Source organism: Geobacillus sp. CCR, from assembly GCF_052906625.1.
The window spans coordinates 118848-143212 of the sequence record NZ_JBREBQ010000004.1 but is presented as its reverse complement, the minus strand read 5'-3'; the positions used below and the strand labels follow the sequence as shown (position 1 = coordinate 143212).

Below are 24365 nucleotides of genomic sequence, written 5' to 3'. Positions count from 1 at the left end.
GAAGGAAAAAGGAGAAAGGTGAAGATGAGAAGACATGTTGGTTTCGCGTTTGCTGTTGTACTTTTGGGGATGATGATCATGGCTGCTTGTACAAATCACAACAAGCAAGCCGAGACGCCGGCCGTGCTTGAAGTGAAAATGGATGTTCCGGATCACATCGATTTGAACAAACCGACCAAGCTCGCCTGCGTCGTGACGTACGGCGGTGAAAAAGTGGACGATGCGAGCGAAGTCAAGTTTGAAGTATGGAAACACGGAAGCAGCGAGCGGGAAATGCTTGAAGCGAAGCATGACGGCGATGGCCGCTACTCGGTGGAAAAAACATTTACCCAAGCGGGAACATATTCGGTCGTCGCCCATGTGACGGCGCGCGATATGCATAACATGCCGAAAAAAGATATTGTCGCCGGCAACCCGGAACAGGCGGCGACGGCCGACGGTGCGCGCGAAAATTCCCAAGGCAGTGCTGAAGAAAATCATCATGGCGCCGTCGCCATTTCGCTGTCGTCCCGTTCGTTCGAAGCCGGAAAACCGGCGGCATTGACCGTTCACCTCACCAAAGATGGGAAGCCGTTTACGAACGCCACCGTTCGCTTTGAGATTTGGCAGGCGGACAATAAGCATGAATTTGTGGATGCAGATGAAAAAGGAAACGGCGAATACGAAGCAATGGCCACGTTTGCCAACAAAGGAACGTATTCGGTGAAAGTGCACGTCGAAGGAAGCGGCGGGCTGCACGAACATCAAGTCGAACAAGTGACGGTTCAGTAACGAAGGATGCCGAGGGAGGCATCCTTTTTTTCTACTCGTCTTTCTTGTCCGCTGCGGACATATATATGGAAGTAAAGCAACGGACAAGGAGAAGGAGAGGGCAGTCAGTGAAGAAGAAAGCGGAATGGTCGGAAGCATGGCAAATCGCCGCTGTTTACGTCGGCACGGTGATTGGAGCGGGATTTGCGACTGGCAGGGAAATTATTGAATTTTTTACCCGCTACGGAATGGCTGGGACGATCGGGGTGGCGGTCAGCGGCGTTTTGTTCACATGGGGCGGCGCGCGCCTAATGGTGATGGCGCGCCGCATTGGAGCCGCGTCCTATGATGAATTGAATCGCTATTTGTTCGGAAGAATGTTGAGTCCGTTTGTGACGCTTGTGATGACGGCGATGATCGCGGGGGTGACGGCGGTGATGATCGCCGGGGCGGGTGCCGTGTTTGAAGAGCAGCTCGGCTGGACACGGCAGGCAGGCGTCGCGCTGACGCTCGGGTTGGCGCTTCTTGTCATGTTGTTTGACCGCAAAGGGCTGTTTGGCGTCAACGTGTTTGTCGCGCCGATGATGGTGCTGTTCAGCGCCATCGCCTTTGTGAAAACAATCGTGGCTGGCGATTTGTGCCGTCCGGACATGGCTGCGGTGGACTATTCCCTCAAGGCGATGTTGTCCCCGTTTTCCTATGCGGCCTTTAACTTGGCGATGGCCCAAGCGGTGCTTGTCCCCATCGCCCGCGAAGCGACCGATGAGCGAGCGGTGAGGCGCGGAGCGATGTTAGGCGGAATGGTGTTGACGGTTTTGCTGCTGTTGAACCATATGGTGCTGCTGTCGTTTCCACACAAGGACGATTATGATATTCCAATGGCCGAAGTCGTTCATACGTTTTTTACTGTGTTGTATTGGCTTTATGTCGTCGTCATTTACGGAGAAATTTTTACATCGGTCATCGGCGGCATGTTTGGACTTGCACGCCAAGTGCGCGTTTGGGCGCCGCTTGGCGGGAAATGGCTGGGCGTGCTGCTCGTTTTGCTGTTTGCGGCGGTCAGCCCGTTTCATTACGGGGAGCTGCTGTCATTCATCTATCCGCTGTTTGGTTATATGAGTCTTGTGCTGTTGTGGCTTCTTTGGCGCCGGCAGCTGCCGCGCCGGTAAATGAGCCCTTTCGTTCCCCAAAGTTTTTTGGTGAAGGGGGACGAAAGGGCTTCGTTTCGTTATGAGTGGAAGCGGGCGATCATTTTTTCTAAATCGCGCGCTGCTGCAGCCAACGTGTCGGCTTCCCGCGCCAACTGGTGAAGGGCGAGCGTCTGTTGCTCAAGCCCCGCCGCCGTTTCTTGCACCATATTTGAAAAATCGGCGGCGACGGTGCGTACGTCTTCCATCAGTCCGCCGAGCTGCTCGCCATCGGCGGTGATGGCGTTAACATACGCTTCGTTTTGCTGAAGCAAGTCGTTCAGTTGGGCGAACATGCCTTGAAACGATGTGAACGTTTCCCCTGTTTTCCAAAGAGAGTCTTTCGTTGTTTCAACGCGGAGGCCGCTTCCTTGTACAGCTTGCACCGTTTCTTTGAGCGCGTTCGTCATGGCGTCGAGCGAAGCAAAAATTTCAGCGGCGAACGCGTTTGTATCTTCAGCGAGCTTTCGGACTTCTTCGGCGACGATCGAAAAACCGCGGCCCGCTTCACCGGCCCGCGCCGCTTCGATCGAGGCGTTTAGGGCGAGCAAGTTCGTTTGTTTGGCGATCGTGCGAATGGCGGCGATCATCTCATGAACGCGCGCTGCTTCATTGGCTGCTTTGTCGATGAGGGCAGTCATTTCGCCGATGCCGCGCTGCATCGCGTCCATGTTTGTTTTCGTTTCCTCAATGAGGCGGATGCCTTCTGCTGCTGACGACCAAGCGTCGCCCGCTTGCCGTACGACGCGTTCAACGGCGGCCCGCATGAGTTGCACGCGTTCCACCATCTGCCCGATGACGTCACCCGCTTGTTCGACAGCGGTCGTTTGTTGTTTCGCCCCTTCGCGGAACGTTTCAACAGCAGCGGCGATTTCGTCAAACGATTCAGAGAGGCGGCGCATTTCCATTTGTTGCTCATGGCTGACATCATGCACCGTTTTGGCCGCTTTGCCAAGCTCATTGATGATCGTGCGGATGCCGAGAATCATTTTGTTGATTTCGTAGGCGATTTGATGAAATTCATCCCGTTTTCCCGTCGTTTTCACTTCTGTCCGCAATTGACCCGAGGAGACAGTGCGGGTGACGCTGTACCAATGGCGAAGCTGGGCGGCAATGGCCCGATGCCAGGCGGCGCCAAGCCCAAGCCCAACCGCAGCGGCGCACAGCGCGGCCAAAACGGGCGGCGCCCCTGCGATGGAAGCGGCCAGCCCAACGGCTGCGGGCGCGATGGCGATGCTTGCTAACGCCCATTGCAAATACGGACGGTGCATGAGCCGCCCCATCCGCAAATTGATCCGCCTTCCGCCCGGCTCCGTCCAAAGCGGGCAGCTGGCGTCAATCAACACTTCGCCTGTATCGCGTTCGTACACTTGCAAGAGCGGCTCGTTCGTGCGGGCGGCAGCCAGCCCGACCGGGTCGGCAAACACCCTTCCCTCGCGGAGGCGGTTCGTATGAACGAGTCCGTATCCGTTTTCATCGACAAGAACAAAATATTCATCATGGCCAAGCTGTTCATCCAACAAGGCGCGGATGCGGTCGAGCTGCTCTTCAAGCGGGCGCGTTCGGTCGATGGACCGCCGCAGTGCTTCCGCCGTTGCTGTTACTTTTTTTAACGCCTGTTTTGCCCGGCGCCGTTTCGTCAATTTGTTCATAGACGATTCTCCTTTTTTTATTTGTCTATTTTCAATAATATATAGAAGATTTTGTCGAATCAATAGGATGAAAGGGGGATGCATAAAAATATCGATCGATTGGAAGACTATGCCGTAAACGGAAAGGCGAGGGGATCATCGTGGGTTGGTTCTCGTTTTGGAAGAAAAAGAAAAAGCGCCCCGCACAGAGGAATCTTTCGCAACTTTGGGAAAAGCTTCGGCAATCGAGCGATTTTGTCGAAGTGTCGTTTGTTGTCGGAGGCAAGGAGCTGTCGATTTACTATTTCGATTCGCTCGTTGATCCGCAAGTGCTGCAAGAGCGGATTTTTTGCCATTTGCAAAACGACATTCCCCAGCATCCGAACGTCCGATTGGAAGACTTGCAGCAAATCGTGCCGATTCAGCGCATTGAAGTGAGCGAAGACACGGCGCTGATTGAAGAGAAGGTGCTGAAAGGGTTTGTCGCTGTTACATTCCGCGAGCAACCGAACAAAGCGGCGCTCATGGGCGCCGCGGCTGAAAATTTGGGGCTTCGGGAAAACAATGATTCGGAAAACGAATTCAGCGTCGTTGGGCCCAAAGTCGGATTTGTGGAAAATGTCGGCGTCAACTTGCATCTCATCCGCCGGCAAGTGGTGACGCCAAATCTTGTGTTTCGGGAAATGTCGATCGGTTCGATGTCGAAAACGAAAGTGATCATCGCCTACATCGACGGTGTCGTTAATCCGGAAGTCATTCAAACGGTGACGCAGCGGCTTGAGTCCATTCATTTTGACGTCGTGTTTGACAACGCTATTTTGGATCAGCTGCTCGCGGACAATTCGCGGACACCGTTTCCTCTTTTTATCTCGACCGAGCGGATCGACCGGGCCATTTATGCGCTTGTGTCGGGGCAGGTGGCCATTTTTTGCGACGGCTCCCCGTATGCCGTGATTGGCCCCGCCGCTCTTTTCGATTTTTTTACGTCGCCGGAAGACTATTATTTGCCATGGGTGCTCGCCACGTTTTTCCGGCTCATCCGGTTTTTCGGCGTTGCGTTCTCGGTGTTAGCGTCGCCGATTTATGTGGCGGTGCTGACGTATCATTATGAAATGATTCCCGAAGACTTGCTCGGCCCGATCATTTATTCCCGCTCGAACGTGCCATTTCCGCCGATGCTCGAGGTGCTGTTTTTGGAAATTACGATTGAGCTGTTGCGCGAGGCCGGGGCGCGGCTGCCGACGAAAGTCGCACAAACGCTCGGAATTGTCGGTGGGATTGTCATCGGGCAAGCAACCGTTGATGCCGGGCTGACGAGTACGATTTTGTTGATTGTCGTCGCGTTGGCGGCGCTCGCTTCGTTTACAACGCCGATTTTCAAAATGTCCAACACGATTCGGTTCATTCGGTTTCCGTTTATTTTGTTTGCTGCATGTTGGGGCGGGATCGGCATCATCTTTGCTGTCTGTGGACTGCTCATTCATTTAGGGCGGCTGCAGTCGTTTGGTTATCCGTATTTGCTGCCGTTTTATCCATTTCGTGTTCGCAGCTTCCGCGATACATTCATTCGTTCGCCATACAGTGAAACGGCGGAGCGGCCGATGTTTCTTCGTCCGCGGTCGCGGTTTCGTTACGATCCGAATGCGGCGAAGCAAAAACGCGATATTGATGAGTAAGGGGGATCATGATGAGGCGTGGGCTCGCATGGGTCGGTGCGCTGCTGTTGCTTGGCGGCTGCGTCAGTTCGCGGCCGATTGACGAAATTCAAATTATTCAACAGATGGGGTATGATTTCGAGAACGGCCGCTACACGGGCACTGCGGTGTACCCGACGTTCAAGCAAGGGCCGATGACAAAGCCGAATATGCTGACGACGACGTCGCCGACGGTCTACGACTTGATTCCGCGCCTGTCATCGAAATCCGCGCTGCCGGTTGAGGAAGGGCAGCTGCGCTTGATTTTGTTCGGCAAGGAGTTTGCTCGGCGGGGGGTGACGCAAATTACGCACAGCCTCGCGCGCAACAACAAAGTCGGCAGCCATTTGCTGCTTGGCGTGGCGGAAGAAAGCGCGAAGGAGCTGCTGAAAATCACGGCGAAAACGACGCTGAGCGATACGTTGTATTTGCCGAATCTTGTGGAGCAGAACGAGCAGTCGATGAACTTGCCGAAAACGAATTTGCACTTGTTTTTGTATCGCTATTTTTCCCCGGGGAGCGACCCTTTTTTGCCGTATTTTGAGAAAAAAGGAGATTTCGTCAAGCTTGAAGGGGTCGCGTTGTTTCGCGATGACCAATATGTCGGGCATGTAAGTTTGCGTGATTCGTTTTTAATGAAAATTTTGCTCGGGGAAACGAAAAACGGCGTCTACCAGCTGAAGGTTGGGAATCGCGGAAAACAGGGGGAGGATCGGGTGATGCTGCAAAACTTATGGGCGAAGCCGAAATATGAATGGAAGCGTGATGGAAGACGCCATGTGCTTGACGTGTTCGTCCATATCCATGCGTCGGTGAGGGATTACCCGTCATGGCTCGATCAGCCGGGAGGTGATTTGTTTGCTGATGTGAAGAAAAAGATGCAAAACGAATTGGAGCATAATATGCGCCGGTTATTCCACTATTTTCAGAAAAAACGGATTGACCCGCTCGGCATTGGCGATTTTGTTCGCAGCGTGACAAGACATTGGGATTCCGACGCGTTTTACCGCGAATACCCGGATCTAGACATCCGCCCGCACGTCACGGTGGATATCGTCCATACCGGCATTGGCGAATAAGACGGGGAACATGAGGAGGGATTAGGATGAAGCAGGCCATTCAGGAACGGTTTCTCATCTCCCCGTTTCTTGTGTTTTTTGTCATTCACGCTACGCAAGTTGGGGTCGGGGCACTCAATTTTCAGCGTCCTCTGATGAAAGAGGCGGGGCAGGATGCCTGGATGGCAGTCTTAATGGCCGGGCTGTCGGCGCACGTGTTGATTTGGCTCATGTATCGGCTGCTGTCGCATTTGCCATCAGGCGGAGACCTCGTGTCGCTTCATGAACAGTACTTCGGGCGGTGGATCGGCGGGGTGCTGAGCCTTGGACTTCTTTTTTACTACGCGTTGGCGGCGTTTATGGTGCTTCAATCATACATTGAAATCATTAAAGTATGGGTGTTCCCGTTGATTGGGGTGTGGCAGTTCAGCCTTATGTTTTTGCTGATGACGTATTACGCCGTCTCCGGCGGGTTTCGCGTCGTTGTCGGCTTATGCGTTTGGGGGGTGGTGATTCCGCTGTTGACGATTTTTCCGATGGTTTTCTTTCCGCTTGAGTATGCTCAATACCGGAACTTATTGCCGGTGTTCGACCATTCGTTTGGGCAATTGGCAAAAGCATCGAAAGAGATGGTGCTGCAATATTTAGGGTTTGAAATGCTGCTTATGTATTACCCGTTTTTAAAACAGGCTCCGTCCTCGCAAAAGTGGGCGCATGCGGCCAACGCGTTTACGATGTTCATTTATTTTGTTTTGATCCTCATTTCCATCGTGTTTTATAACAAAGAGCAAATCCAGCATATTACATGGCCGACGCTGACGCTGGCCAAAATTCCGGAAGTGCCGTTTATCGAGCGGATGGAGTATATTGTCATCTCGATTTATGTGCTCGTTGTGTTACCGATCATCGCGGTCTCTATTTGGGCGGCGACGCGCGTGATCAAACAGCTGTTTGCTGTTCAGCAGCGCCGTTCGCTTCCAGTGTTGCTCGCTTGCTTGTTTGTCGGGACGCTGTTTTTCCAAGAGAAGACAGACATTGAGCAGTTGATGCAATGGACAGCGAAGGCAGGGTTTTATCTTGTCGCGGTGTATGTTCCGCTCCTGTATGTGTACGTATGGATGGCGGAAAAAGTGAAAAAGGCGCTACAACAAAAGCCATAAGTATGGTATAGTAAATAAAGAAAACAGAAGAATCACAATTCCGTACGCTTGTACGGGAGAGGTTTCTAGCAAAACCCTCTATAAAAAACTAGGGACGGCTGTATCCTAGGGGTATGGCCTTTTTTGTTTTGGAAACCTCTTCTTCTGCTGATTCAGAAGGAGGTTGATCATGATGAAGATGAATGAAGAAAAGGCGGTCGTCGTCTTTAGCGGCGGCCAAGACAGCACGACGTGTTTGTTTTGGGCGAAAAAACAGTTTGGTGAAGTGGAAGCGGTGACGTTTGACTACGGCCAGCGCCATCGCCGGGAAATTGACGTCGCTCAAGCGATCGCTGACGAGCTTGGCGTCCGCCATACAGTGCTTGATTTGTCGCTTCTCGGGCAGTTGGCGCCGAACGCCTTGACGCGGCGCGACATTGCCATTGAACAAAAGAAAGGCGAGCTGCCGACGACGTTTGTGGACGGACGCAATTTATTGTTTTTATCATTCGCTGCCGTGTTCGCCAAACAGCGGGGCGCGCGCCATATTGTGACTGGAGTGTGCGAAACAGATTTCAGCGGCTATCCGGACTGCCGCGATGTGTTTATCAAATCATTGAACGTCACGCTGAATTTAGCGATGGATTACGAATTTGTCATTCATACGCCGCTCATGTGGCTGACGAAAGCGGAGACGTGGAAGCTCGCTGATGAGCTCGGGGCGCTCGAGTTCATTCGCACGAAGACGCTGACGTGCTATAACGGCATCATCGCCGACGGCTGCGGCGAATGCCCAGCATGTGCGCTGCGCAAGCGCGGGTTGGATGAATATTTGCGGGAAAAAGCGGAGGTGGAGTCGCGATGATGCATCAGCTCTATCCGCAGGTGGCGCATCATTACCGCTATGAGTTGAACAAAGATATGCACATCGCCGCCGCCCATTTCATCCCGCACGAAGCGGCCGGGAGTTGCGCAAACGTGCACGGCCACACGTACATCGTCAATGTGACGGTCGCCGGCGATGAGCTCGATGAGAGCGGTTTTTTAGTCAATTTTCAAACGTTAAAACAGCTCGTTCATCGCAAGCTGGACCATACGCTGCTCAACGACCATAGCGATTGGTTTGACGGTCATGACCCGAATCGGTTTCCGACGTCGGAAGTGGTGGCGCGCACGATTTATGAAACGATTCAGCGCTATTTGGATACGCTGCCGCACAAGCCGAAATGTTTGCAAGTGTTTGTCCGCGAAACGCCGACAAGTTATGTCGTCTACCGTCCGAAAGCGGGGGAGCGGTAATGGCGCGCACGATTCCGGTGTTGGAGATTTTTGGTCCGACCATCCAAGGAGAGGGAATGGTGATCGGCCAAAAGACGATGTTCGTCCGCACAGCCGGCTGCGACTACCGCTGCCGCTGGTGCGATTCGGCGTTTACGTGGGACGGATCAGCAAAAGACGAGATCGAGCAGCTGACGGCAGACGAAATTTGGCGGCGGCTTGAAGCCATTGGCGGCCGCCGCTTCCGCCACGTGACGATTTCAGGCGGCAACCCGCTTCTGATTGCGGCTCTTGGGGAGCTCATCGCGCTTCTTCATGAAAAAGGGATGCGGGTCGCGGTTGAAACGCAAGGGAGCCGTTGGCAGGATTGGCTGCTTGACATTGACGACGTCACTCTTTCCCCGAAGCCGCCAAGCTCGGGGATGGACACCGACTGGGCGGCGCTCGATCAAATCATTGAACGGTTGCAGGCTGACCAAAGCCGAGTGCGGCGCATCAGCTTGAAAGTCGTCGTCTTTGATGACGCCGATTTGGCGTATGCGAAAGAGGTGCACTGCCGCTACCCAAGTGTTCCGTTTTATTTGCAGGCAGGAAACGCCGATGTGGCCGATTCGGATGTGGATGCACTCCGTGCGAAGCTTTTCAGTCGGTTGGAATGGCTGGTGGAACAAGCCGCCGATTCGGAGGAGCTGGCAGACGTCCACATCCTGCCGCAGCTGCACACGCTTCTTTGGGGAAACAAGCGCGGCGTGTAAAGCGGGGTGCGGCGATTCGCCCGGCAATGAATAATGAGGGAGGAATGAACGAATGGCAGGAAGAAAAGAGGAAGAATTGAAAGACTTGACGCTGCTTGGCAATCAAGGGACAACGTATTCGTTTACGTACAATCCCAATCTGCTTGAAGTGTTTGACAACAAACATCCTGACCGGGATTATTTCGTGAAGTTCAATTGTCCGGAGTTTACGACGTTGTGTCCAAAAACCGGACAACCGGACTTCGCAACGATTTACATCAGCTACATCCCGGACAAAAAATGCGTCGAAAGCAAATCGTTGAAGCTGTATTTGTTCAGCTTCCGCAATCATGGCGACTTTCACGAAGACTGCGTCAACATCATTATGAACGATTTGATTAAAGTTATGGAACCGCGCTATATCGAAGTGTGGGGCAAATTCACCCCGCGCGGCGGCATTTCCATCGATCCGTACTGCAACTGGGGACGCCCGGGGACGAAATACGAAAAAATGGCGGAATACCGGCTGCTCAATCATGACTTGTATCCAGAAAAAGTCGACAACCGCTAGAGATAAAAAAAGAGGTAGTTTTTTCGCTCCAACTCCTATATAATGAACAATGAATGTTTGCCTTGGAGGTTTTGGCGTTGGAGCGAAGAACAGCTCTTTTGCTTGGAGCGAGCGGTTTGGTCGGCGGAGAGTTGCTGAAGCTGTTGCTGCAGTCGGATTTGTACCGCTGTGTGACGATTTTCGTCCGCACTCCGCTGCCGGTGGAACATGAAAAGCTGCAGCAAGTCGTCGTCGATTTTGCGCGGCTTGAATCGTACGAACGATATTTTTATGTGGACGATGTGTTTTGCTGCCTAGGGACGACGCGCAAAAAGGCGAAAACAAAGCAGCAGTTCATTCAAGTCGACTATGAATATACGCTGCGCGCCGCGGCGCTGGCGGAAAAGTGCCGTGCGAAAAGCTTTTTGACCGTCTCTTCGGTCGGCGCCAACCCGTGCTCGCCGTTTTTTTACCAGCGAGTCAAAGGAGAGACGGAAGAGGCGTTGCAGCGGCTTTCCATTCCGTCGCTCCATATTTTTCGTCCGTCGCTGCTTGTCGGCAAGCGCCGGGAGTTCCGCCTTGGCGAAGCGTTAGGCGGGTGGTTGTTATGCCGTCTTCCGTTTTTGTTCGTCGGCAAATGGAAAAAGTATAAGCCGGTTGACGCCCATCAGCTTGCTTTGGCGATGTTTTACCGGGCGGCGTCAGCAACGAGCGGCGTCCATATCTATGAATGTGATGAACTCGCCCGCATTTCGTAAACAAAAAAGAGGCTCTTGGCAGCCTCTTTTTTATTCGATGATCTTATAGTTTTTATGATTGACGACTGTCCGTTCTTGCAAATCGAGTTCACGGTAGTTTTCCATATACGTTAAATCCACGATGACGGAGTTTTCATTCACCTTCTCCACAATGCCGCGCAGCCCATTTTTAAATTCGATAATATCTCCGACTTTCGCTTTTTTGATCATCATCATTCTCCTTTAATCAAAATGATGGACGGACCGCTCAAGCGAACGGCCGCGGGAATCGAGGCTTGCCTGATTCCGTCGCCGCTCCCCGGTCGGCGGGGATTAGGCGCTTTTTTACTAGTGTGCCTTATTTTTATGCGCAAGTAAAGAGATTTATTTCCTAAATATTTAAAAAAGGTGCCCTGAAAAAGAGTTTGGGCACCTTCCTTATGGGTGCATATATGCATCCAATATGCTCAAAAGACCATATATGGCGCCTCGCTTAGGAGAAAACGGTCTTTTAAGGCAGCCTATCCTTCTTTTACTTGGCGAAGACGTGGTTGCCGATGACGACGGTCACTGGACGCGAGCGCAGCCATTTGCTTTTCGCCGTTTTCGGATTATAGAAATAGAGCGAGCCGTTTCCTAAACCGCGAAAAGCAAGTGCTTCTTCAACGGCGCGGTATGATTCACGGTCGGCCGGTTCGTTGATCGATCCGTTTGCGACCGGCGTGAATGCATAATGGCCGCCAGAGCGCTCATAAATGACAGCGCGGATCGTATCCGGAAAATCCGGATGGTCGACGCGGTTGAGCACGACCGTTGCCACGGCCACTTTCCCGGCGTACGGTTCCCCTTTCGCCTCGGCATGGACGAGGCGAGCGAGCAAATCTTTCTCCGCCGCCGTGATGCCGGCATCAGGGATGACGAGTTTTTCACCAGGATATAGCCAATCGCCTTTGCGGTTTGTCTGCTGCAGTTGTTTCAGCGGCACACCGTATTGTTTCGCGATTTTCCAAAGCGTATCGCCGCGCTTGACGGTGTGGATCATCGCCGCATCGGCATGGCCGGCAAAGAAAAATATGCCGCACAACATAGCCGTCACCCATGCTTTTGCTTGTTTCATCCACATCCCTCCTTTTGTCTTGCAAACTCGCTACTAGAGTAACAAGGATCACGCGATGAGTCATTATCGAAATGATGGAAAAAACGCGCGAGGCATTGAAATGACTAGTTTCATAGAGAGGGATGGAAAATTCTCCGCGAGCAAAAACACCCGGCTTCCAGGACGGAAAGCCGGGTGTGAAGCCATGGGAACAGGAGCTTTTAGCTGCGTGGAGCATCCATATAGTGGTAAATAACGTGGCCGCCGCGCTGGGCGATGCCGCGAAATCGTTTGAAGTCGGGCTGTTTGACGAGCACGGCACGAAAAACAGGGAAGTCCTCTTTTTTCACCAACAGTTCGGAGATGATTCCGTTGCGCAATTCATCGATTTGCTTGGCCGCCAGTGCTTCATCCATCGCATGTCCCCCCAAGCGTTGATTCGGCATCGTCACCGTTATTTATCGTATCACAGACGACTGTTGGGTTAAATACCTATATTTTGGCCGGGCAAACACCCTTTGCTTGTTCTGACATACAATATGGGTGGGTACGCGCCCCGAGAATATAAGCAAGAAAGGGAGAGAACAATGAATCATTGGGATCCGTATATGAATGGTCCGTTTTCAACCTCTTCCGGCCATGACAATGAAGCCGGATGGATGGAGAATAACGTGCCGCCGATGGCTCCGCTATCGGCAACGACACCAAATGAAGCGACGCCGACTCAAGTGATGCCGATGGCGTATTATCCGCCGGCAGCGCCTTATGGCTATTGGTGTCCACCGGTTGCGCCGCCAGCGCCGCTTGTCAGTCCGGTCCATCTTGACAGTCCAGACAGTCCGGACAGCTCCGATATGATGCTGCCGGCGCCGCCGCTCGGTTTAGGAGCCGGGCCGAATATGGCCCATGCTTCCGTTTGGCCGATGGGTGGGAAAGAAAACACGCCGCCGATGACGCCTGATGACGCCGCTATTCCGTATGGCATGACGGCCCCGTATGCAGAAAACGTTCCCCCGGCTGGCAGCACGGCTCCCGTGGCCGTTCCTGGCACGCTGTCTGGAATGGCTGCTGGTGCAACACCAGGTTTCGTTCCTGGCGCACATCCGTATGCGCCGCTGTACTATCCACCGATGGCGCCGCAGCCGTATGCCCCGGTGATGCCGTATGGCTATGGCTATCCCGCTGCGCCGCTGCCTCCATATTATGGCGGAGGAACCCCGTATGCGCCTGGCTTTCCAATCTCGTATGGCCCCTATCGGTAAGATGCCAAAAAAGACCGCCGAATGGCGGTCTTTTTTACATCTGGAGCCGAGAAAATCCTCACTTCCATGCGTGAGCGCAAGTGGGGGATGAATCGGTATCTTTCCTCATCCACCTTTCTCTTGCATCAAGAGAACGAAAGGTATAAAATGGTCATGAATAGAACAAACGTTCCTTATCGTAGGAGGGAAGGCCATGCATAAAGCCTACCTCTTTCGGTTGGATCCCATCCGAAAGCAAACGGAGCAAAGGAAGGGAGAAGAGATTGCACATGAGCATGGAACAGAAAACAGCCATTGTCACCGGTGGAGCGAATGGGATCGGCAAGGCGATCGCTAGAGCATTCGCAAAACAGGGAGCGAACGTCGTGATCATCGACCGCGATATTCAAAACGGTGAAGCGTTCGCCGCGCAATTGCAATCGGACGGGTTCGAGGCGATCTTTGTGGCGGCGGATGTGCGGAAGGTGGACGATATTGAACGGTTTGTACAAGAAGCTGCCGGCCGCTTCGGCCGCATTGACTATTTGATCAACAATGCTGGCGTCTCACGCTGGAAGTCGCCGTATGAGCTGACGGTTGAGGAGTGGGATGACGTGCTGTCAACGAATTTGCGCAGCGCTTTTTTTGCTTCTCGAGAAGCAGCTAAATATATGCGCCGCAATGCAAAAGGCGGAGCAATCGTCAACATTGCCTCGACAAGGGCGCTCATGTCCGAGCCGAATTCCGAGGCGTACGCTGCATCGAAAGGCGGCCTTGTCGCTTTGACCCATGCGCTGGCGGTGTCGTTTGCGGATGATCGCATTCGCGTCAATTGCATCAGCCCCGGTTGGATTGAAACGGGCGATTATGGGCAACTGCGAGACATTGACCACCGGCAGCACCCGGCCGGCCGCGTCGGCAAACCGGATGATATCGCCCGCGCTTGTCTGTATTTATGCGATGAGGAAAACGATTTTATCACTGGGGTAAATTTGGTGATCGACGGGGGAATGACCAGGAAAATGATTTATATTGAGTAGGGAGCGGGCGTTTGTTAAAATAAACAAAATGGAGACGGTTTCAAAGGAAAAGGTGGGACGGAAAAATGAAAATCCGCAAAACGCCGGTGATGGACGGACAAGCTCCGGCTAATGTCTACATTTACGAAAATCGAAAAGAAGAATATATCGTGATTGCCATTCCGGCGCTTGAGTGGTCATTTTCGTTCGCCTATGAGGAAGAGGTGGAGGCGGTGGCCGAGCGGCTTGAGGCATCGCTAAAAAAGCGGCTTGACCATGAGCGCGCCGCCCTCTTGGCCGTGCGGTTGCTCGGCTGGGCGCGGGAAATGTAGCCTAGAGGGCGACCGTGGCTGCCGCGACTTTGCATGTTAGGGGTTCGATGACAACGTGGTCAACAAAACAAAAGTAATCGCAGTATATATCATAGGCAGCATTTTATGGATTGTCGCCACCGACACCCTGCTCAATATGCTGTCGATCAGCCGCGATGTATATATGGCGCTTGGCGCCGCCAAAGGGGCCGTGTTTATTTTGCTCTCGGCCATTTTTTTGTACCAGCTGTTAAAAAAGCGCGAGCAGCTGGAAAAGACCGAGGAAAATGAACAGCAGCTGCTTACGCTCATCAATTCGATGCCAGATTTCGTTTGCTTTAAAGACAGCGAGGGGCGATGGCTGCGCGTCAACGATTTTGGCCGGCGGCTGTACCGCCTCGAACAGATCGATTATATCGGGAAGACGGACCGCGAGCTTGGCGAGCTTGTGCCGTTTTTTAAAGAAGCGTTTGCGCAGTGCATTGCATCAGACCGCGAGGCGTGGGAGAGCGGAAAGGTGATGCGCCGCGAGGAGTCGTTTGCGACGCCGGATGGGGAAGTGAAGACGTTTGACGTCATTAAAGTGCCGCTCTTTGACGAAAACGGAGCGCGCAAAGGGTTGTTGACGATCGGCCGCGACATTACCCAGCAAAAGCTTGCCGAGGAGCTGCTCTTGAAAAAAGAAAAGCTGTCCGTCCTTGGCGAGCTGGCCGCCGGCATTGCCCATGAAATCCGCAATCCGCTCACCTCCATGAAAGGATTTATTCAGATGATGCAAGAAACGCGCGAAGTGAATGATCATTATATGCGCATTATGTTAAGTGAACTCGGCCGCATCAACCAAATTGTCAGCGAGCTGCTGGTGCTCGCCAAGCCGCAAAGCCACGATTATCGGCCGTTTTTGCTAGACGAGGCCATTTCGTATGTCATCAGCTTGATTGGCCATGAGGCGACGTTGAACAACGTTTCCATTTCCGTCCATAACACCGCTCCGAAAGCTTGTGTGTACGGCGATCAAAACCAAATTGTTCAAGTGTTGTTGAACGTTATGAAAAATGCCGTCGAAGCGATGCCTGATGGAGGAATTTTATACGTCCACGTTGCGGAAGGGGACGGGAAGATCTATGTCGATGTTGCCGACACCGGCGTCGGCATTTCGAAAGAGCGGCTGCAGAAAATCGGTGAACCGTTTTTCACTTTGAAAGAAAAAGGAATGGGGCTCGGGCTGACGACAAGCATGAAAATCGTTCAAGAACATAAAGGAACGATGCGGATCGAAAGCGAGGTTGGGAAGGGAACGACTGTTCATTTGACGTTTCCGTCCGGCGGCGTCAAAGCCGCAAACGGCCGGCAAAATGCGCTGTCATAACAACAGGCGTCCACGCAGAGCGAGGATGTCTGTTTTTTTTTGGCTAACGTCTCAATCGATGGCTGATAGACAGTCGAGTTGCACGGCGGGCAGAGGCCGATGCTTTGCCGATCACCATAGGCAATGTCGGCACATAGCGGTTTGGAACATGAAACGCTTCTTTGTTTGCCGGCTTGGCCCGGCGCGGCGTCGATAGCGGTAAGACAACTAAGGGAGATGTTTCGTTTTGGCCTGAATTCGGGAAATGATAAAAGTGAAACCTTCCACGCATGATAAACGTAATTCGAAAAAGAGACTTAAAGCGAAGGAGTGTGAAGGGATGTTGATTGCCCAACTGGCGGTCATTTTGTTCGCCGCCAAACTTGCCGGTGATGCGGCCGTGCGCCTTGGCCAGCCCGCCGTGCTCGGCAAGCTGCTCATCGGCATTGTGCTTGGCCCGAGCGTGTTCGGTGTGATCGAGGATACGGATCTTTTGCAGGAGTTAAGTCAAATCGGCGTCATTTTGCTTATGTTTATCGCCGGCCTTGAGACGGATATGGACCAGTTTCGGCGCACTGGAAAAGCTGCTGTGGCGGTCGGAGTGCTTGGCATTCTCGTTCCGCTGCTCGCCGGGTATGCGGCCGGCGCAGCGTTCGGCATGGAAACCGGCACGGCTCTTTTCCTCGGACTTTTGCTGTCCGCAACGAGCGTCAGCATTTCCGTGCAGGCGCTCAAAGAGATGGGACAGCTGCAATCGAAGGAAGGATCAGCGATTCTTGGCGCGGCGGTCATCGACGACGTGCTGGTCGTCATTGCCTTGGCGTTTTTATTAAGCCTAACTGGCGGCGACGTCGAGCTTGGTGCGGTCGTGCTGAAAAAAGCTGTTTTTTTTGCCGTCGCCATTTTGCTCGCTTGGAAAGCCATCCCGCTTGTATTAAAGTGGTTTGCCCCGTTGCGTGTGACAGAGGCGGTTGTCTCGGCCGGGCTGGTCATCTGTTTTGCATTTGCCTATTTTGCTGAGGCGATGGGGGTGGCGGCGATCATCGGCGCCTATATGGCCGGGCTTGGCGCGAGTTTTACGGACTATCGGGAAGAAGTATTTGAGAAAGTGGAAACGATCGCCTATTCTTTGTTTGTCCCTGTCTTTTTTACCTCCATCGGGGTTGCGGCCGACTTTTCCGGCATCGTCGAGCATTGGCCGCTGATTGTCGGTTGGAGTGCGCTCGCGATTTTGACAAAGCTTGTCGGCGCCGCGCTGGGGGCAAAATGGGCCGGATTTTCGTGGGGAAGCTCGCTGGCGGTCGGCGCTGGCATGGTGTCGCGCGGTGAGGTGGCGCTCATCATCGCCGGCATCGGCTTGGAAGCCGGCCTGCTTGATGGGAACATGTTTGCGGTCATGATCATCGTCGTATTGGTAACGACTGTTGTGACGCCGCCGTTATTGAAGATGATTTTCAGCCGTCTTCATCCGGTGCGCCGGACGGCCTAGTCGCCGTCGAAGTGGGCAGCCGGGCCGATGGCCGGCGCTATAGCGGCAAAACAGCGGGGCTGTCCCCAAAAAAGGGCAGCCTCGCTGTCGCTACGAGCGGTTCTTTTTCGCTTGCTTGGCCGTATCCACGCTGTCTTTGGCCATTTCTGCCTCCGTCTTGGAGACGGTCGGGTTGGCTACTTCTTGGCTCACCTTGTTTTGTCTTCCTTTGTTCGACATGCGATCCCCTCCTTTCGGCCAGTTTCGCTCCGCTTGCCGTATGCCCGCAAAATGCTGTTTAGTTCGCTGCTATGTTTCGTCGGAATTTGATGGCGGGCCTGGTCAATAAACACAATATCTGCATGCGGCACATAACGTTGGAACATAGCGATATACGGATGGATGTAACGATCGCGTGCTCCATAAATAAGGAGCACGGGCAAGCGGAGGGAAGACAGTTGTTTTGTGCATCCATAAACAAGCCCAGCCTGGTACATGGCGTTTAAATCCCGTTTATGGGTCAGCCGGGCGTACCGCCGCAACAGCTGCCATTCGCGCCAGTTCGTTTTGTGCCCCCAAGCAAGAGCCGCCGCAAGCAGCGGGATGGCCCCAAGTTTTGCGGCGGAGATGCCGAGCAAAAACTCGCTGAACAAAAGCGGGGTGCACACTTCCGGAAACCCGCCGATCAAAACGAGCTGTTCGACATGCTCGGGATAGCGGAGCGCGAAATCAAGCGCAATGGATCCGCCGTTTGAGTAGCCGCAAATGATGGCGCGCCGAACGCCGAGGGCGCGGAGCAATACGGAAATGTCGTCGGCAAGCAGCGGTACGGTGATCGGTGCATCTGACGAACTGCTTCGCCCGTTTCCACGCATATCATACAAAATAAGGCGAAAATGGCGGGCGAGCGGTTCTTGGCGGCAAAAAACGGCATGCCCCATTCCTGGGGGATGGATGAACAAAAGCGGCGTTCCTTCTCCTTTTTCCTCATAGTAAAGGCGGACTCGTTGGTTGATCGATACGTATGGCATATTCTTTCCTCCCTCCCATTAGTATGTCGAGAAGAGCGGCGTCCCATCCAAAAAACGTCATTGAGAGCGATGGCCCATCCGGTTTATAATGTAGTCTGCATAGACTAGCGGCAGACGATGGGTGCGGAAAGGAGGGAGGCTGATGGAACAGCCGTTTCGCGTCGAAAAAACGCTCAACAACAACGTGTTAATCGCTTCCCATCCGGCATATGGCGAAGTCGTTTTGCTCGGCAAAGGAATCGGCTTCGGCAAAAAACGGGGGGACGAGATTGCCAAGAGCGCTGTGGAAAAATGTTTCGTTCTGAAAAACGAACGCGAACAAGAGCAATACAAAAAGCTGCTTCCGGAATTGAGCGAAGAATTCATCGCCCTCATGAGCGAGGTGGTTCAACATATTCAGCAACGCGTGGGCGCGCCGCTCGACGAGCACATCCATGTGGCGCTGACGGACCATATCGCTTTTACATTAAAGCGGCTTGAACAAGGATTGGATGTCAAAAACCCGTTTTTGGCTGAGACGAAAAGCTTGTATCCGTTGGAATATGAAATTGCCAATGAAGTGGCCCGCATGATTGAACAAAAGCTTGGGATTGTGCTGCCTGAAGGAGAGGCAGGCTTTATTGCCCTTCATATTCATAGCGCGATTTCCAAGCAAAGCGTGTCGGAAGCGAATCGATATTCCCAGCTCATTGCTGATCTTGTCAAGATCGTCGAGCAACAGCTTGGCGTTGACATCGACCGCGAGAGCGTTCATTATTTGCGGTTTGTCCGTCACTTGCGCTATGCGATTGAGCGGATGAAAAAAGGCGAAAAAGTCGAAGAACCAAAAAATTTGTCGAAAATCTTGAAGGAAGCGTATCCATTATGCTATAATCTAGCATGGAAGTTGGTCAAAGTCATGCAGCAAACGCTTCATCTGCCGGCGGACGATGCCGAGGCGGTCTATTTGACGTTGCATTTGCAACGGCTGGCGGAGAAAAAGAACAATACAACTGCATAGGTTGTCTCGCTTTACGTGTTACTGACTCGATCAGGCATGAGTAAAGAGGGCAAATAAGGCGGCAACAGCTGCGAATTCATCTTTGCGCTGTTGTAAGCGTTCTTTTTGTCTCTCTTTAGTCATGCCTTTTTTATTGCGCCGGCTCCCTCGGAAACGCCCGCTTCATTTTCGGTACATGAATCGGTCGTTTGCTGTAAAACTTAAGAAAAGGAAACTAAAGGAGGTTATGAAGATGAAACGAGCGTTTGGCACGCTGCAAAAGGTCGGGAAAGCGCTCATGCTGCCGGTGGCGATCTTGCCGGCGGCCGGGATTTTGTTGGCGCTTGGCAACGCCTTGAAAAACCCGGCGCTCACTGACAAAATTCCGGCGCTCAAAGCCGACTGGGTCGTGCTCATCTCCAATGTGATGGAGCAAGCAGGCGGCATCGTCTTCTCCAACTTGTCGCTCTTGTTTGCGGTTGGTGTGGCGATCGGCCTTGCCGGCGGGGACGGGGTCGCGGGCTTGGCGGCGATCATCGGCTACTTGATTATGAATGTGACGATGAGCGTCATCTTGGGCGTGACTTCCGATATGATCGGCGCCGACCCGTCGTACGCCAACATTCTCGGCATCCCGACGTTGCAAACCGGCGTCTTTGGGGGGATTATCGTCGGGATTTTGGCAGCGTACATGTACAACAAATACTTCAATATCGAACTTCCGCAATATCTCGGCTTTTTCGCCGGCAAGCGGTTCGTGCCGATCGTGACGGCGGCGTCCGCAGTCGTGCTTGGCATTCTCATGACATTCGTTTGGCCGCCGATTCAGCACGGGCTCAATGCGTTTTCGCACAATATGATCGATGCGAACAAAACGTTGGCCGCGTTCATTTTCGGCGTCATCGAACGGGCGCTCATTCCGTTTGGTTTGCATCATATTTTCTATGCACCGTTTTGGTTTGAATTTGGCGAGTACGTCAATAAAGCCGGGCAAGTGGTCCATGGCGATCAAAAAATCTTTTTCGAGCAACTGAAAGACGGGGTCAAATTGACGGCCGGCACGTTCATGACCGGGAAATTCCCGTTTATGATGTTCGGTCTCCCGGCAGCGGCGCTCGCGATCTACCACGAAGCGCGACCGGAAAACAAAAAAGTCGTTGCCGGCATCATGGGGTCGGCCGCGTTGACATCGTTTTTGACCGGGATTACCGAACCGATCGAATTTTCGTTCTTGTTCGTCGCCCCGGCGCTGTTTGCCATTCACTGCGTCTTTGCCGGCTTGTCGTTTATGATCATGCACCTGTTGAACGTCAAAATCGGGATGACCTTCTCCGGCGGGGTCATTGACTTCTTGCTGTTTGGCGTTCTGCCAAACCGGACGGCATGGTGGCTTGTCATTCCGGTCGGCTTGGTGTTTGCCGTGATTTATTATTTCGGATTCCGCTTTGCGATCCGCAAATGGGATTTGGCGACGCCGGGCCGGGAAAAAACGGTCGAGGAAGCACCGAAAGCCGAGGCAGCCGCCGCTGGCGATCTGCCGTACGAAGTGCTCGCCGCCCTTGGCGGAAAGGAAAACATCGAACATTTGGACGCATGCATTACGCGTTTGCGCGTTTCGGTCCATGATATCGGCCGGGTCGATAAAGACCGGTTGAAAGCGCTCGGCGCCGCCGGGGTGCTTGAAGTCGGCAACAACGTGCAAGCGATTTTCGGTCCGAAATCGGATATGTTAAAAGGGCAAATTCAAGACATCATGCAAGGAAAAGCGCCGGCCCGGGCGGAAGAGAAACCGAAAGCAGCGGCCTCGGAAGCCGCGAAGTCCGAAACGATTGCTTCGCCGATGTCAGGAGAGGTCGTTCCGCTCGCTGAAGTGCCTGATCAAGTGTTTTCGCAAAAAATGATGGGCGACGGCTTCGCGGTCATGCCGACGGACGGCACGGTCGTCTCTCCGGTTGATGGCAAAATCATCAACGTATTTCCGACGAAGCACGCCATTGGCATTCAGTCGGCCGGCGGGCATGAAATGTTAATCCACGTCGGCATCGACACGGTGAAGCTGAACGGCCAAGGGTTTGAAGCGCTTGTCAAGGAAGGCGACGAAGTGAAAAAAGGGCAGCCGATTTTGCGCGTCGACCTTGATTATGTAAAACAGAACGCGCCATCGATCGTCACGCCGGTGATTTTCACGAATCTCAAAGCCGGCGAAACGGTTCATGTCAACAAGCAAGGCCCGGTTGCTCGAGGAGAAGACGCTGTTGTTACGCTCAGCTAAACTGCTTATTCGCGGCGGGGCGGGGCCAAGCATTTTCCGTTGCCTCCCCGCCCCTGCATTTGATATGATGGCAAAGAAAAAATTGAAGAAAAGGGGAATGATGGACATGGCAGAAAAAACGTTTAAAGTCGTTTCTGATTCCGGCATCCACGCTCGTCCGGCGACGATTTTGGTGCAAACAGCGAGCAAATTCAACAGCGAAATCCAGCTTGAGCACAACGGCAAAACGGTGAACTTGAAATCGATCATGGGCGTCATGTCGTTAGGAATTCCGAAAGGGGCGACGATCAAAATCACGGCAGAAGGGGCCGATGCGGCAGAAGCAATGGCGGCGTTAACCGATACGTTGGCAAAGGAAGGCCTTGCGGAATAATGGAAAAGACGATTCATGGCATCGCCGCTTCAAGCGGCATCGCCATCGCCAAGGCATACCGCTTGGAGACGCCTCATTTGGCGGCCGAAAAACGGACGGTCGCCGACGTCGAGGCGGAAATTGCGCGGCTTGAGGCGGCGGTCGCGAAAGCGAAAGAAGAGCTGGAAGCCATCAAACAGCATGCCTTGGAAAAGCTTGGCGAAGACAAAGCCGCCATTTTTGCCGCCCACTTGCTTGTGCTTGACGACCCAGAATTGCTGAACCCGATTAAGGAAAAAATCAAAACAGAACAAGTGAATGCGGAATATGCGCTCCATGAAACGGCATCGTTTTTCATTTCCATGTTTGAAGGCATGAACAATGAGTATATGAAAGAGCGGGCCGCCGATATCCGCGATGTGACGAAGCGCGTCCTCGCCCATTTGCTTGGTGTGACGATCTCCAATCCGAGCCTCATTTCCGAAGAGGTCGTCATTATCGCTGAGGATTTGACGCCATCCGATACGGCGCAGCTGAACCGCCAATATGTGAAAGGATTTGCCACCGACATCGGCGGGCGGACGTCGCATTCGGCCATTATGGCCCGTTCGCTCGAAATCCCTGCCGTCGTCGGCACGAAGGCGATTACGGCGGAAGTGCAAAACGGAGACATTGTCATCGTCGATGGACTTGACGGTCAAGTCGTCGTCAATCCGTCCCCGGAGCTGCTTGCGCGTTATGAAGAGAAGCGGGCTCGCTATGAGGAGCAAAAAGCGGAATGGGCGAAGCTTGTCGATCAACCGACGGTCACCGCTGATGGCGTGCACGTTGAGCTGGCGGCCAATATCGGCACGCCGGACGATGTGAAAGGAGCGTTGGCCAACGGGGCAGAAGGGATCGGATTGTATCGCACGGAATTTTTATACATGGGACGATCGGAGCTGCCTACGGAAGACGAACAGTTTGCGGCTTACAAAACGGTGCTTGAACAAATGGGCGGCAAGCCGGTCGTTGTGCGTACGCTTGACATTGGCGGCGACAAAGAGCTCCCGTATTTACACTTGCCAAAAGAGATGAACCCGTTTTTAGGGTTTCGAGCCATTCGCCTTTGCCTGGAAATGCAAGACATGTTCCGCACGCAGCTGCGCGCCTTGCTGCGGGCGAGCGTGCACGGCAATTTGAAAATCATGTTCCCGATGATTGCGACGCTCGATGAATTCCGCCAAGCGAAAGCGATTTTACTCGAAGAAAAAGAAGCGCTCCTCCGCCAAGGGGTTCCAGTTGCGAATGGAATTGAAGTCGGCATGATGGTCGAGATTCCGGCGGCTGCCGTCATGGCGGACCAGTTTGCGAAAGAAGTCGATTTCTTCAGCATCGGAACGAACGACCTGATCCAATATACGATGGCGGCCGACCGGATGAATGAGAGGGTGTCGTATCTATATCAACCGTACAACCCGGCCATTTTGCGGCTCATCAGCTATGTCATTGACGCCGCTCACCGCGAAGGGAAATGGGTTGGGATGTGCGGGGAAATGGCCGGCGACCCGATCGCGATTCCGATTTTGCTTGCCCTTGGCCTTGATGAGTTCAGCATGAGCGCCACCTCGATTTTGCCGGCGCGCGCCCAGTTGAAGCGGCTGTCAAAAGAGGATGCGGTCTGCGTGAAAGAGACAGTGCTGTCGCTCGGCACGGCTGAGGAAGTCGTGTCGTTTGTCAAACGAACGTTCCATATGGCTTGATCATAGCGAAAGGTGCAGCGGCATGAATCGGCCGCTGCGCCTTTTTTTGCCTTTAAAGGCAAGACATATGTTTCCGCGCTCTGTTCAAGCCAACAACGGTGTCGATGATTCATAGCCATACCGCTGCCGGATCGTAAGTGAAAGGCCTAAAGCGATGACTTTCGCCATTTGGTAAACAATGTGCAAATTCGTGTACGGAAGTGCGCTCATATCGGCGGTATCTTCCATCACGACGCCCATCATGCTGATGTCGCCAATCGATGGCAGCGATTTGCCAAGCGCAGTGCCAGGGGAAAGGGCGCCAGGGCGGATGGCGATCGTATGGACAAACGGCTGCGGCCCGACAATGCTGTCGATCGCCACTACATATGCTCCGTGTTCGTTTTGCAATTGCTCGGAAACGCGTCGGATGTTTGTCGCATCGACAGGTTGCCTGAGTGTGCCGATTACGGTTAGATGATCCGGATAGGCGTTTTCAAGCAGCGTGCCGACGAACGGCCCTAGGCTGTCGCCGTTGATACGGTTGCTGCCGATGCAAACGACGGTCAAACGGGAAATGTGCGCTGGCAGCAGGGAAAACAATTCATTGCGAATAAGCAAAGGAGCAAGCGGATCACTATACAAAATCGATTTCATCGGCCGCGATTCCTTTCTGTCGGTCGTTCTCCTTTTCTTAGTTCGCGGCCGATGCTGGTGATTCCTTTTTTTCGTTTCTGTCAATTGTGTCCTTGTTTTTGCTTGAACGGAT

General features: G+C 53.2%; 26 protein-coding genes. 19 read left to right on the top strand and 7 right to left on the bottom strand.

Going from position 1 to position 24365, the window contains the following annotated elements:
• The first annotated feature begins 24 nt into the window (after positions 1-24).
• Positions 25-771 (top strand): FixH family protein, encoded by a 747-nt coding sequence (locus ACVBDQ_RS03770; protein WP_025039183.1) that lies wholly within the window; start codon positions 25-27, stop codon positions 769-771.
• A gap of 107 nt (positions 772-878) precedes the next feature.
• The gene (locus tag ACVBDQ_RS03765; protein WP_014195294.1) at positions 879-1919 is read left to right on the top strand and encodes a YkvI family membrane protein; all 1041 of its coding nucleotides are present in this window, start codon (positions 879-881) and stop codon (positions 1917-1919) included.
• Between the two features lie 59 nt (positions 1920-1978).
• Here ACVBDQ_RS03765 and ACVBDQ_RS03760 read toward each other — a convergent pair whose 3' ends face one another.
• Positions 1979-3589: a methyl-accepting chemotaxis protein gene (locus ACVBDQ_RS03760; RefSeq protein ID WP_014195295.1), complete on the bottom strand. Its 1611-nt coding sequence runs from the start codon at positions 3587-3589 to the stop codon at positions 1979-1981.
• Between the two features lie 140 nt (positions 3590-3729).
• On the opposite strand from ACVBDQ_RS03760, the gene ACVBDQ_RS03755 reads away from it, so the two are divergent.
• The 8 genes from ACVBDQ_RS03755 to ACVBDQ_RS03720 all read left to right on the top strand — a co-directional run bounded on the left by ACVBDQ_RS03755 (position 3730) and on the right by ACVBDQ_RS03720 (position 10779).
• Positions 3730-5244: a spore germination protein gene (locus tag ACVBDQ_RS03755; protein WP_014195296.1), complete on the top strand. Its 1515-nt coding sequence runs from the start codon at positions 3730-3732 to the stop codon at positions 5242-5244.
• A gap of 11 nt (positions 5245-5255) precedes the next feature.
• Positions 5256-6341, top strand: a complete 1086-nt coding sequence (locus ACVBDQ_RS03750) for a Ger(x)C family spore germination protein (protein WP_021322459.1) — start codon at positions 5256-5258, stop codon at positions 6339-6341.
• Positions 6342-6367: 26 nt separating this feature from the next.
• Positions 6368-7480 (top strand): GerAB/ArcD/ProY family transporter, encoded by a 1113-nt coding sequence (locus ACVBDQ_RS03745; RefSeq protein WP_014195298.1) that lies wholly within the window; start codon positions 6368-6370, stop codon positions 7478-7480.
• Between the two features lie 178 nt (positions 7481-7658).
• Positions 7659-8324 (top strand): 7-cyano-7-deazaguanine synthase QueC, encoded by a 666-nt coding sequence (gene queC / locus ACVBDQ_RS03740; protein ID WP_025039182.1) that lies wholly within the window; start codon positions 7659-7661, stop codon positions 8322-8324.
• The gene (gene queD, locus ACVBDQ_RS03735; RefSeq protein WP_011230477.1) at positions 8321-8758 is read left to right on the top strand and encodes a 6-carboxytetrahydropterin synthase QueD; all 438 of its coding nucleotides are present in this window, start codon (positions 8321-8323) and stop codon (positions 8756-8758) included. Before queC ends, queD begins: the two co-directional genes overlap by 4 nt.
• A complete protein-coding gene (gene queE, locus ACVBDQ_RS03730) occupies positions 8758-9492 on the top strand; it encodes a 7-carboxy-7-deazaguanine synthase QueE (protein WP_011230478.1) in 735 nt (244 codons plus the stop codon). The genes queD and queE overlap by 1 nt, the downstream gene beginning before the upstream one ends.
• Positions 9493-9544: 52 nt before the next feature.
• Entirely contained in the window at positions 9545-10042 is a 498-nt protein-coding gene (gene queF / locus ACVBDQ_RS03725; protein ID WP_011230479.1) for a preQ(1) synthase, read from the top strand.
• A gap of 53 nt (positions 10043-10095) precedes the next feature.
• Positions 10096-10779, top strand: a complete 684-nt coding sequence (locus tag ACVBDQ_RS03720) for an NAD-dependent epimerase/dehydratase family protein (RefSeq protein ID WP_014195299.1) — start codon at positions 10096-10098, stop codon at positions 10777-10779.
• Positions 10780-10809: 30 nt separating this feature from the next.
• Here ACVBDQ_RS03720 and ACVBDQ_RS03715 read toward each other — a convergent pair whose 3' ends face one another.
• From ACVBDQ_RS03715 to ACVBDQ_RS03705, 3 genes are all read right to left on the bottom strand, one after another.
• The gene (locus tag ACVBDQ_RS03715) at positions 10810-10989 is read right to left on the bottom strand and encodes a YkvS family protein (RefSeq protein ID WP_013145942.1); all 180 of its coding nucleotides are present in this window, start codon (positions 10987-10989) and stop codon (positions 10810-10812) included.
• A 301-nt stretch (positions 10990-11290) separates the two neighbouring features.
• Complete coding sequence (locus ACVBDQ_RS03710) at positions 11291-11875, bottom strand: cell wall hydrolase (RefSeq protein ID WP_014195301.1); 585 nt, start codon at positions 11873-11875, stop codon at positions 11291-11293.
• Positions 11876-12075: 200 nt separating this feature from the next.
• Positions 12076-12270 (bottom strand): hypothetical protein, encoded by a 195-nt coding sequence (locus ACVBDQ_RS03705; RefSeq protein ID WP_011230483.1) that lies wholly within the window; start codon positions 12268-12270, stop codon positions 12076-12078.
• 171 nt (positions 12271-12441) lie between these two features.
• On the opposite strand from ACVBDQ_RS03705, the gene ACVBDQ_RS03700 reads away from it, so the two are divergent.
• The 5 genes from ACVBDQ_RS03700 (at position 12442) to ACVBDQ_RS03680 (ending at position 17262) form a co-directional block, all read left to right on the top strand.
• On the top strand, positions 12442-13116 hold the full coding sequence (locus ACVBDQ_RS03700) for a hypothetical protein (RefSeq protein WP_011230484.1): 675 nt from the start codon (positions 12442-12444) through the stop codon (positions 13114-13116).
• 269 nt (positions 13117-13385) lie between these two features.
• Positions 13386-14135 (top strand): SDR family NAD(P)-dependent oxidoreductase, encoded by a 750-nt coding sequence (locus tag ACVBDQ_RS03695; RefSeq protein ID WP_023634225.1) that lies wholly within the window; start codon positions 13386-13388, stop codon positions 14133-14135.
• 65 nt (positions 14136-14200) lie between these two features.
• Positions 14201-14446, top strand: coding sequence for a YueH family protein (locus tag ACVBDQ_RS03690; protein WP_138187757.1), 246 nt, complete (start codon positions 14201-14203; stop codon positions 14444-14446).
• A gap of 55 nt (positions 14447-14501) precedes the next feature.
• Positions 14502-15794, top strand: a complete 1293-nt coding sequence (locus tag ACVBDQ_RS03685; RefSeq protein ID WP_138187759.1) for an ATP-binding protein — start codon at positions 14502-14504, stop codon at positions 15792-15794.
• Between the two features lie 319 nt (positions 15795-16113).
• On the top strand, positions 16114-17262 hold the full coding sequence (locus ACVBDQ_RS03680; RefSeq protein WP_014195304.1) for a cation:proton antiporter: 1149 nt from the start codon (positions 16114-16116) through the stop codon (positions 17260-17262).
• 90 nt (positions 17263-17352) lie between these two features.
• Here the strand turns inward: ACVBDQ_RS03680 and ACVBDQ_RS03675 are convergent, their stop codons facing one another.
• Together ACVBDQ_RS03675 and ACVBDQ_RS03670 are read right to left on the bottom strand one after the other, a co-directional pair.
• Positions 17353-17481 carry a hypothetical protein gene (locus tag ACVBDQ_RS03675; RefSeq protein WP_011230489.1) on the bottom strand — a complete coding sequence of 43 codons (129 nt, stop codon included), beginning with the start codon at positions 17479-17481 and terminating at the stop codon, positions 17353-17355.
• The gene (locus ACVBDQ_RS03670) at positions 17451-18272 is read right to left on the bottom strand and encodes an alpha/beta fold hydrolase (RefSeq protein WP_011230490.1); all 822 of its coding nucleotides are present in this window, start codon (positions 18270-18272) and stop codon (positions 17451-17453) included. The genes ACVBDQ_RS03675 and ACVBDQ_RS03670 overlap by 31 nt, the downstream gene beginning before the upstream one ends.
• Before the next feature lie 142 nt (positions 18273-18414).
• On the opposite strand from ACVBDQ_RS03670, the gene glcT reads away from it, so the two are divergent.
• From glcT to ptsP, 4 genes are all read left to right on the top strand, one after another.
• Positions 18415-19272: a glucose PTS transporter transcription antiterminator GlcT gene (glcT, locus tag ACVBDQ_RS03665; RefSeq protein ID WP_011230491.1), complete on the top strand. Its 858-nt coding sequence runs from the start codon at positions 18415-18417 to the stop codon at positions 19270-19272.
• Between the two features lie 232 nt (positions 19273-19504).
• Positions 19505-21523, top strand: coding sequence for a glucose-specific PTS transporter subunit IIBC (gene ptsG, locus ACVBDQ_RS03660; RefSeq protein ID WP_138187761.1), 2019 nt, complete (start codon positions 19505-19507; stop codon positions 21521-21523).
• Between the two features lie 106 nt (positions 21524-21629).
• The gene (locus tag ACVBDQ_RS03655) at positions 21630-21896 is read left to right on the top strand and encodes a phosphocarrier protein HPr (RefSeq protein WP_033012410.1); all 267 of its coding nucleotides are present in this window, start codon (positions 21630-21632) and stop codon (positions 21894-21896) included.
• On the top strand, positions 21896-23617 hold the full coding sequence (gene ptsP / locus ACVBDQ_RS03650; RefSeq protein WP_138187767.1) for a phosphoenolpyruvate--protein phosphotransferase: 1722 nt from the start codon (positions 21896-21898) through the stop codon (positions 23615-23617). The genes ACVBDQ_RS03655 and ptsP overlap by 1 nt, the downstream gene beginning before the upstream one ends.
• A gap of 84 nt (positions 23618-23701) precedes the next feature.
• Here the strand turns inward: ptsP and yyaC are convergent, their stop codons facing one another.
• Positions 23702-24253 (bottom strand): spore protease YyaC, encoded by a 552-nt coding sequence (gene yyaC / locus ACVBDQ_RS03645; protein ID WP_011230498.1) that lies wholly within the window; start codon positions 24251-24253, stop codon positions 23702-23704.
• Positions 24254-24365: the final 112 nt, after the last annotated feature.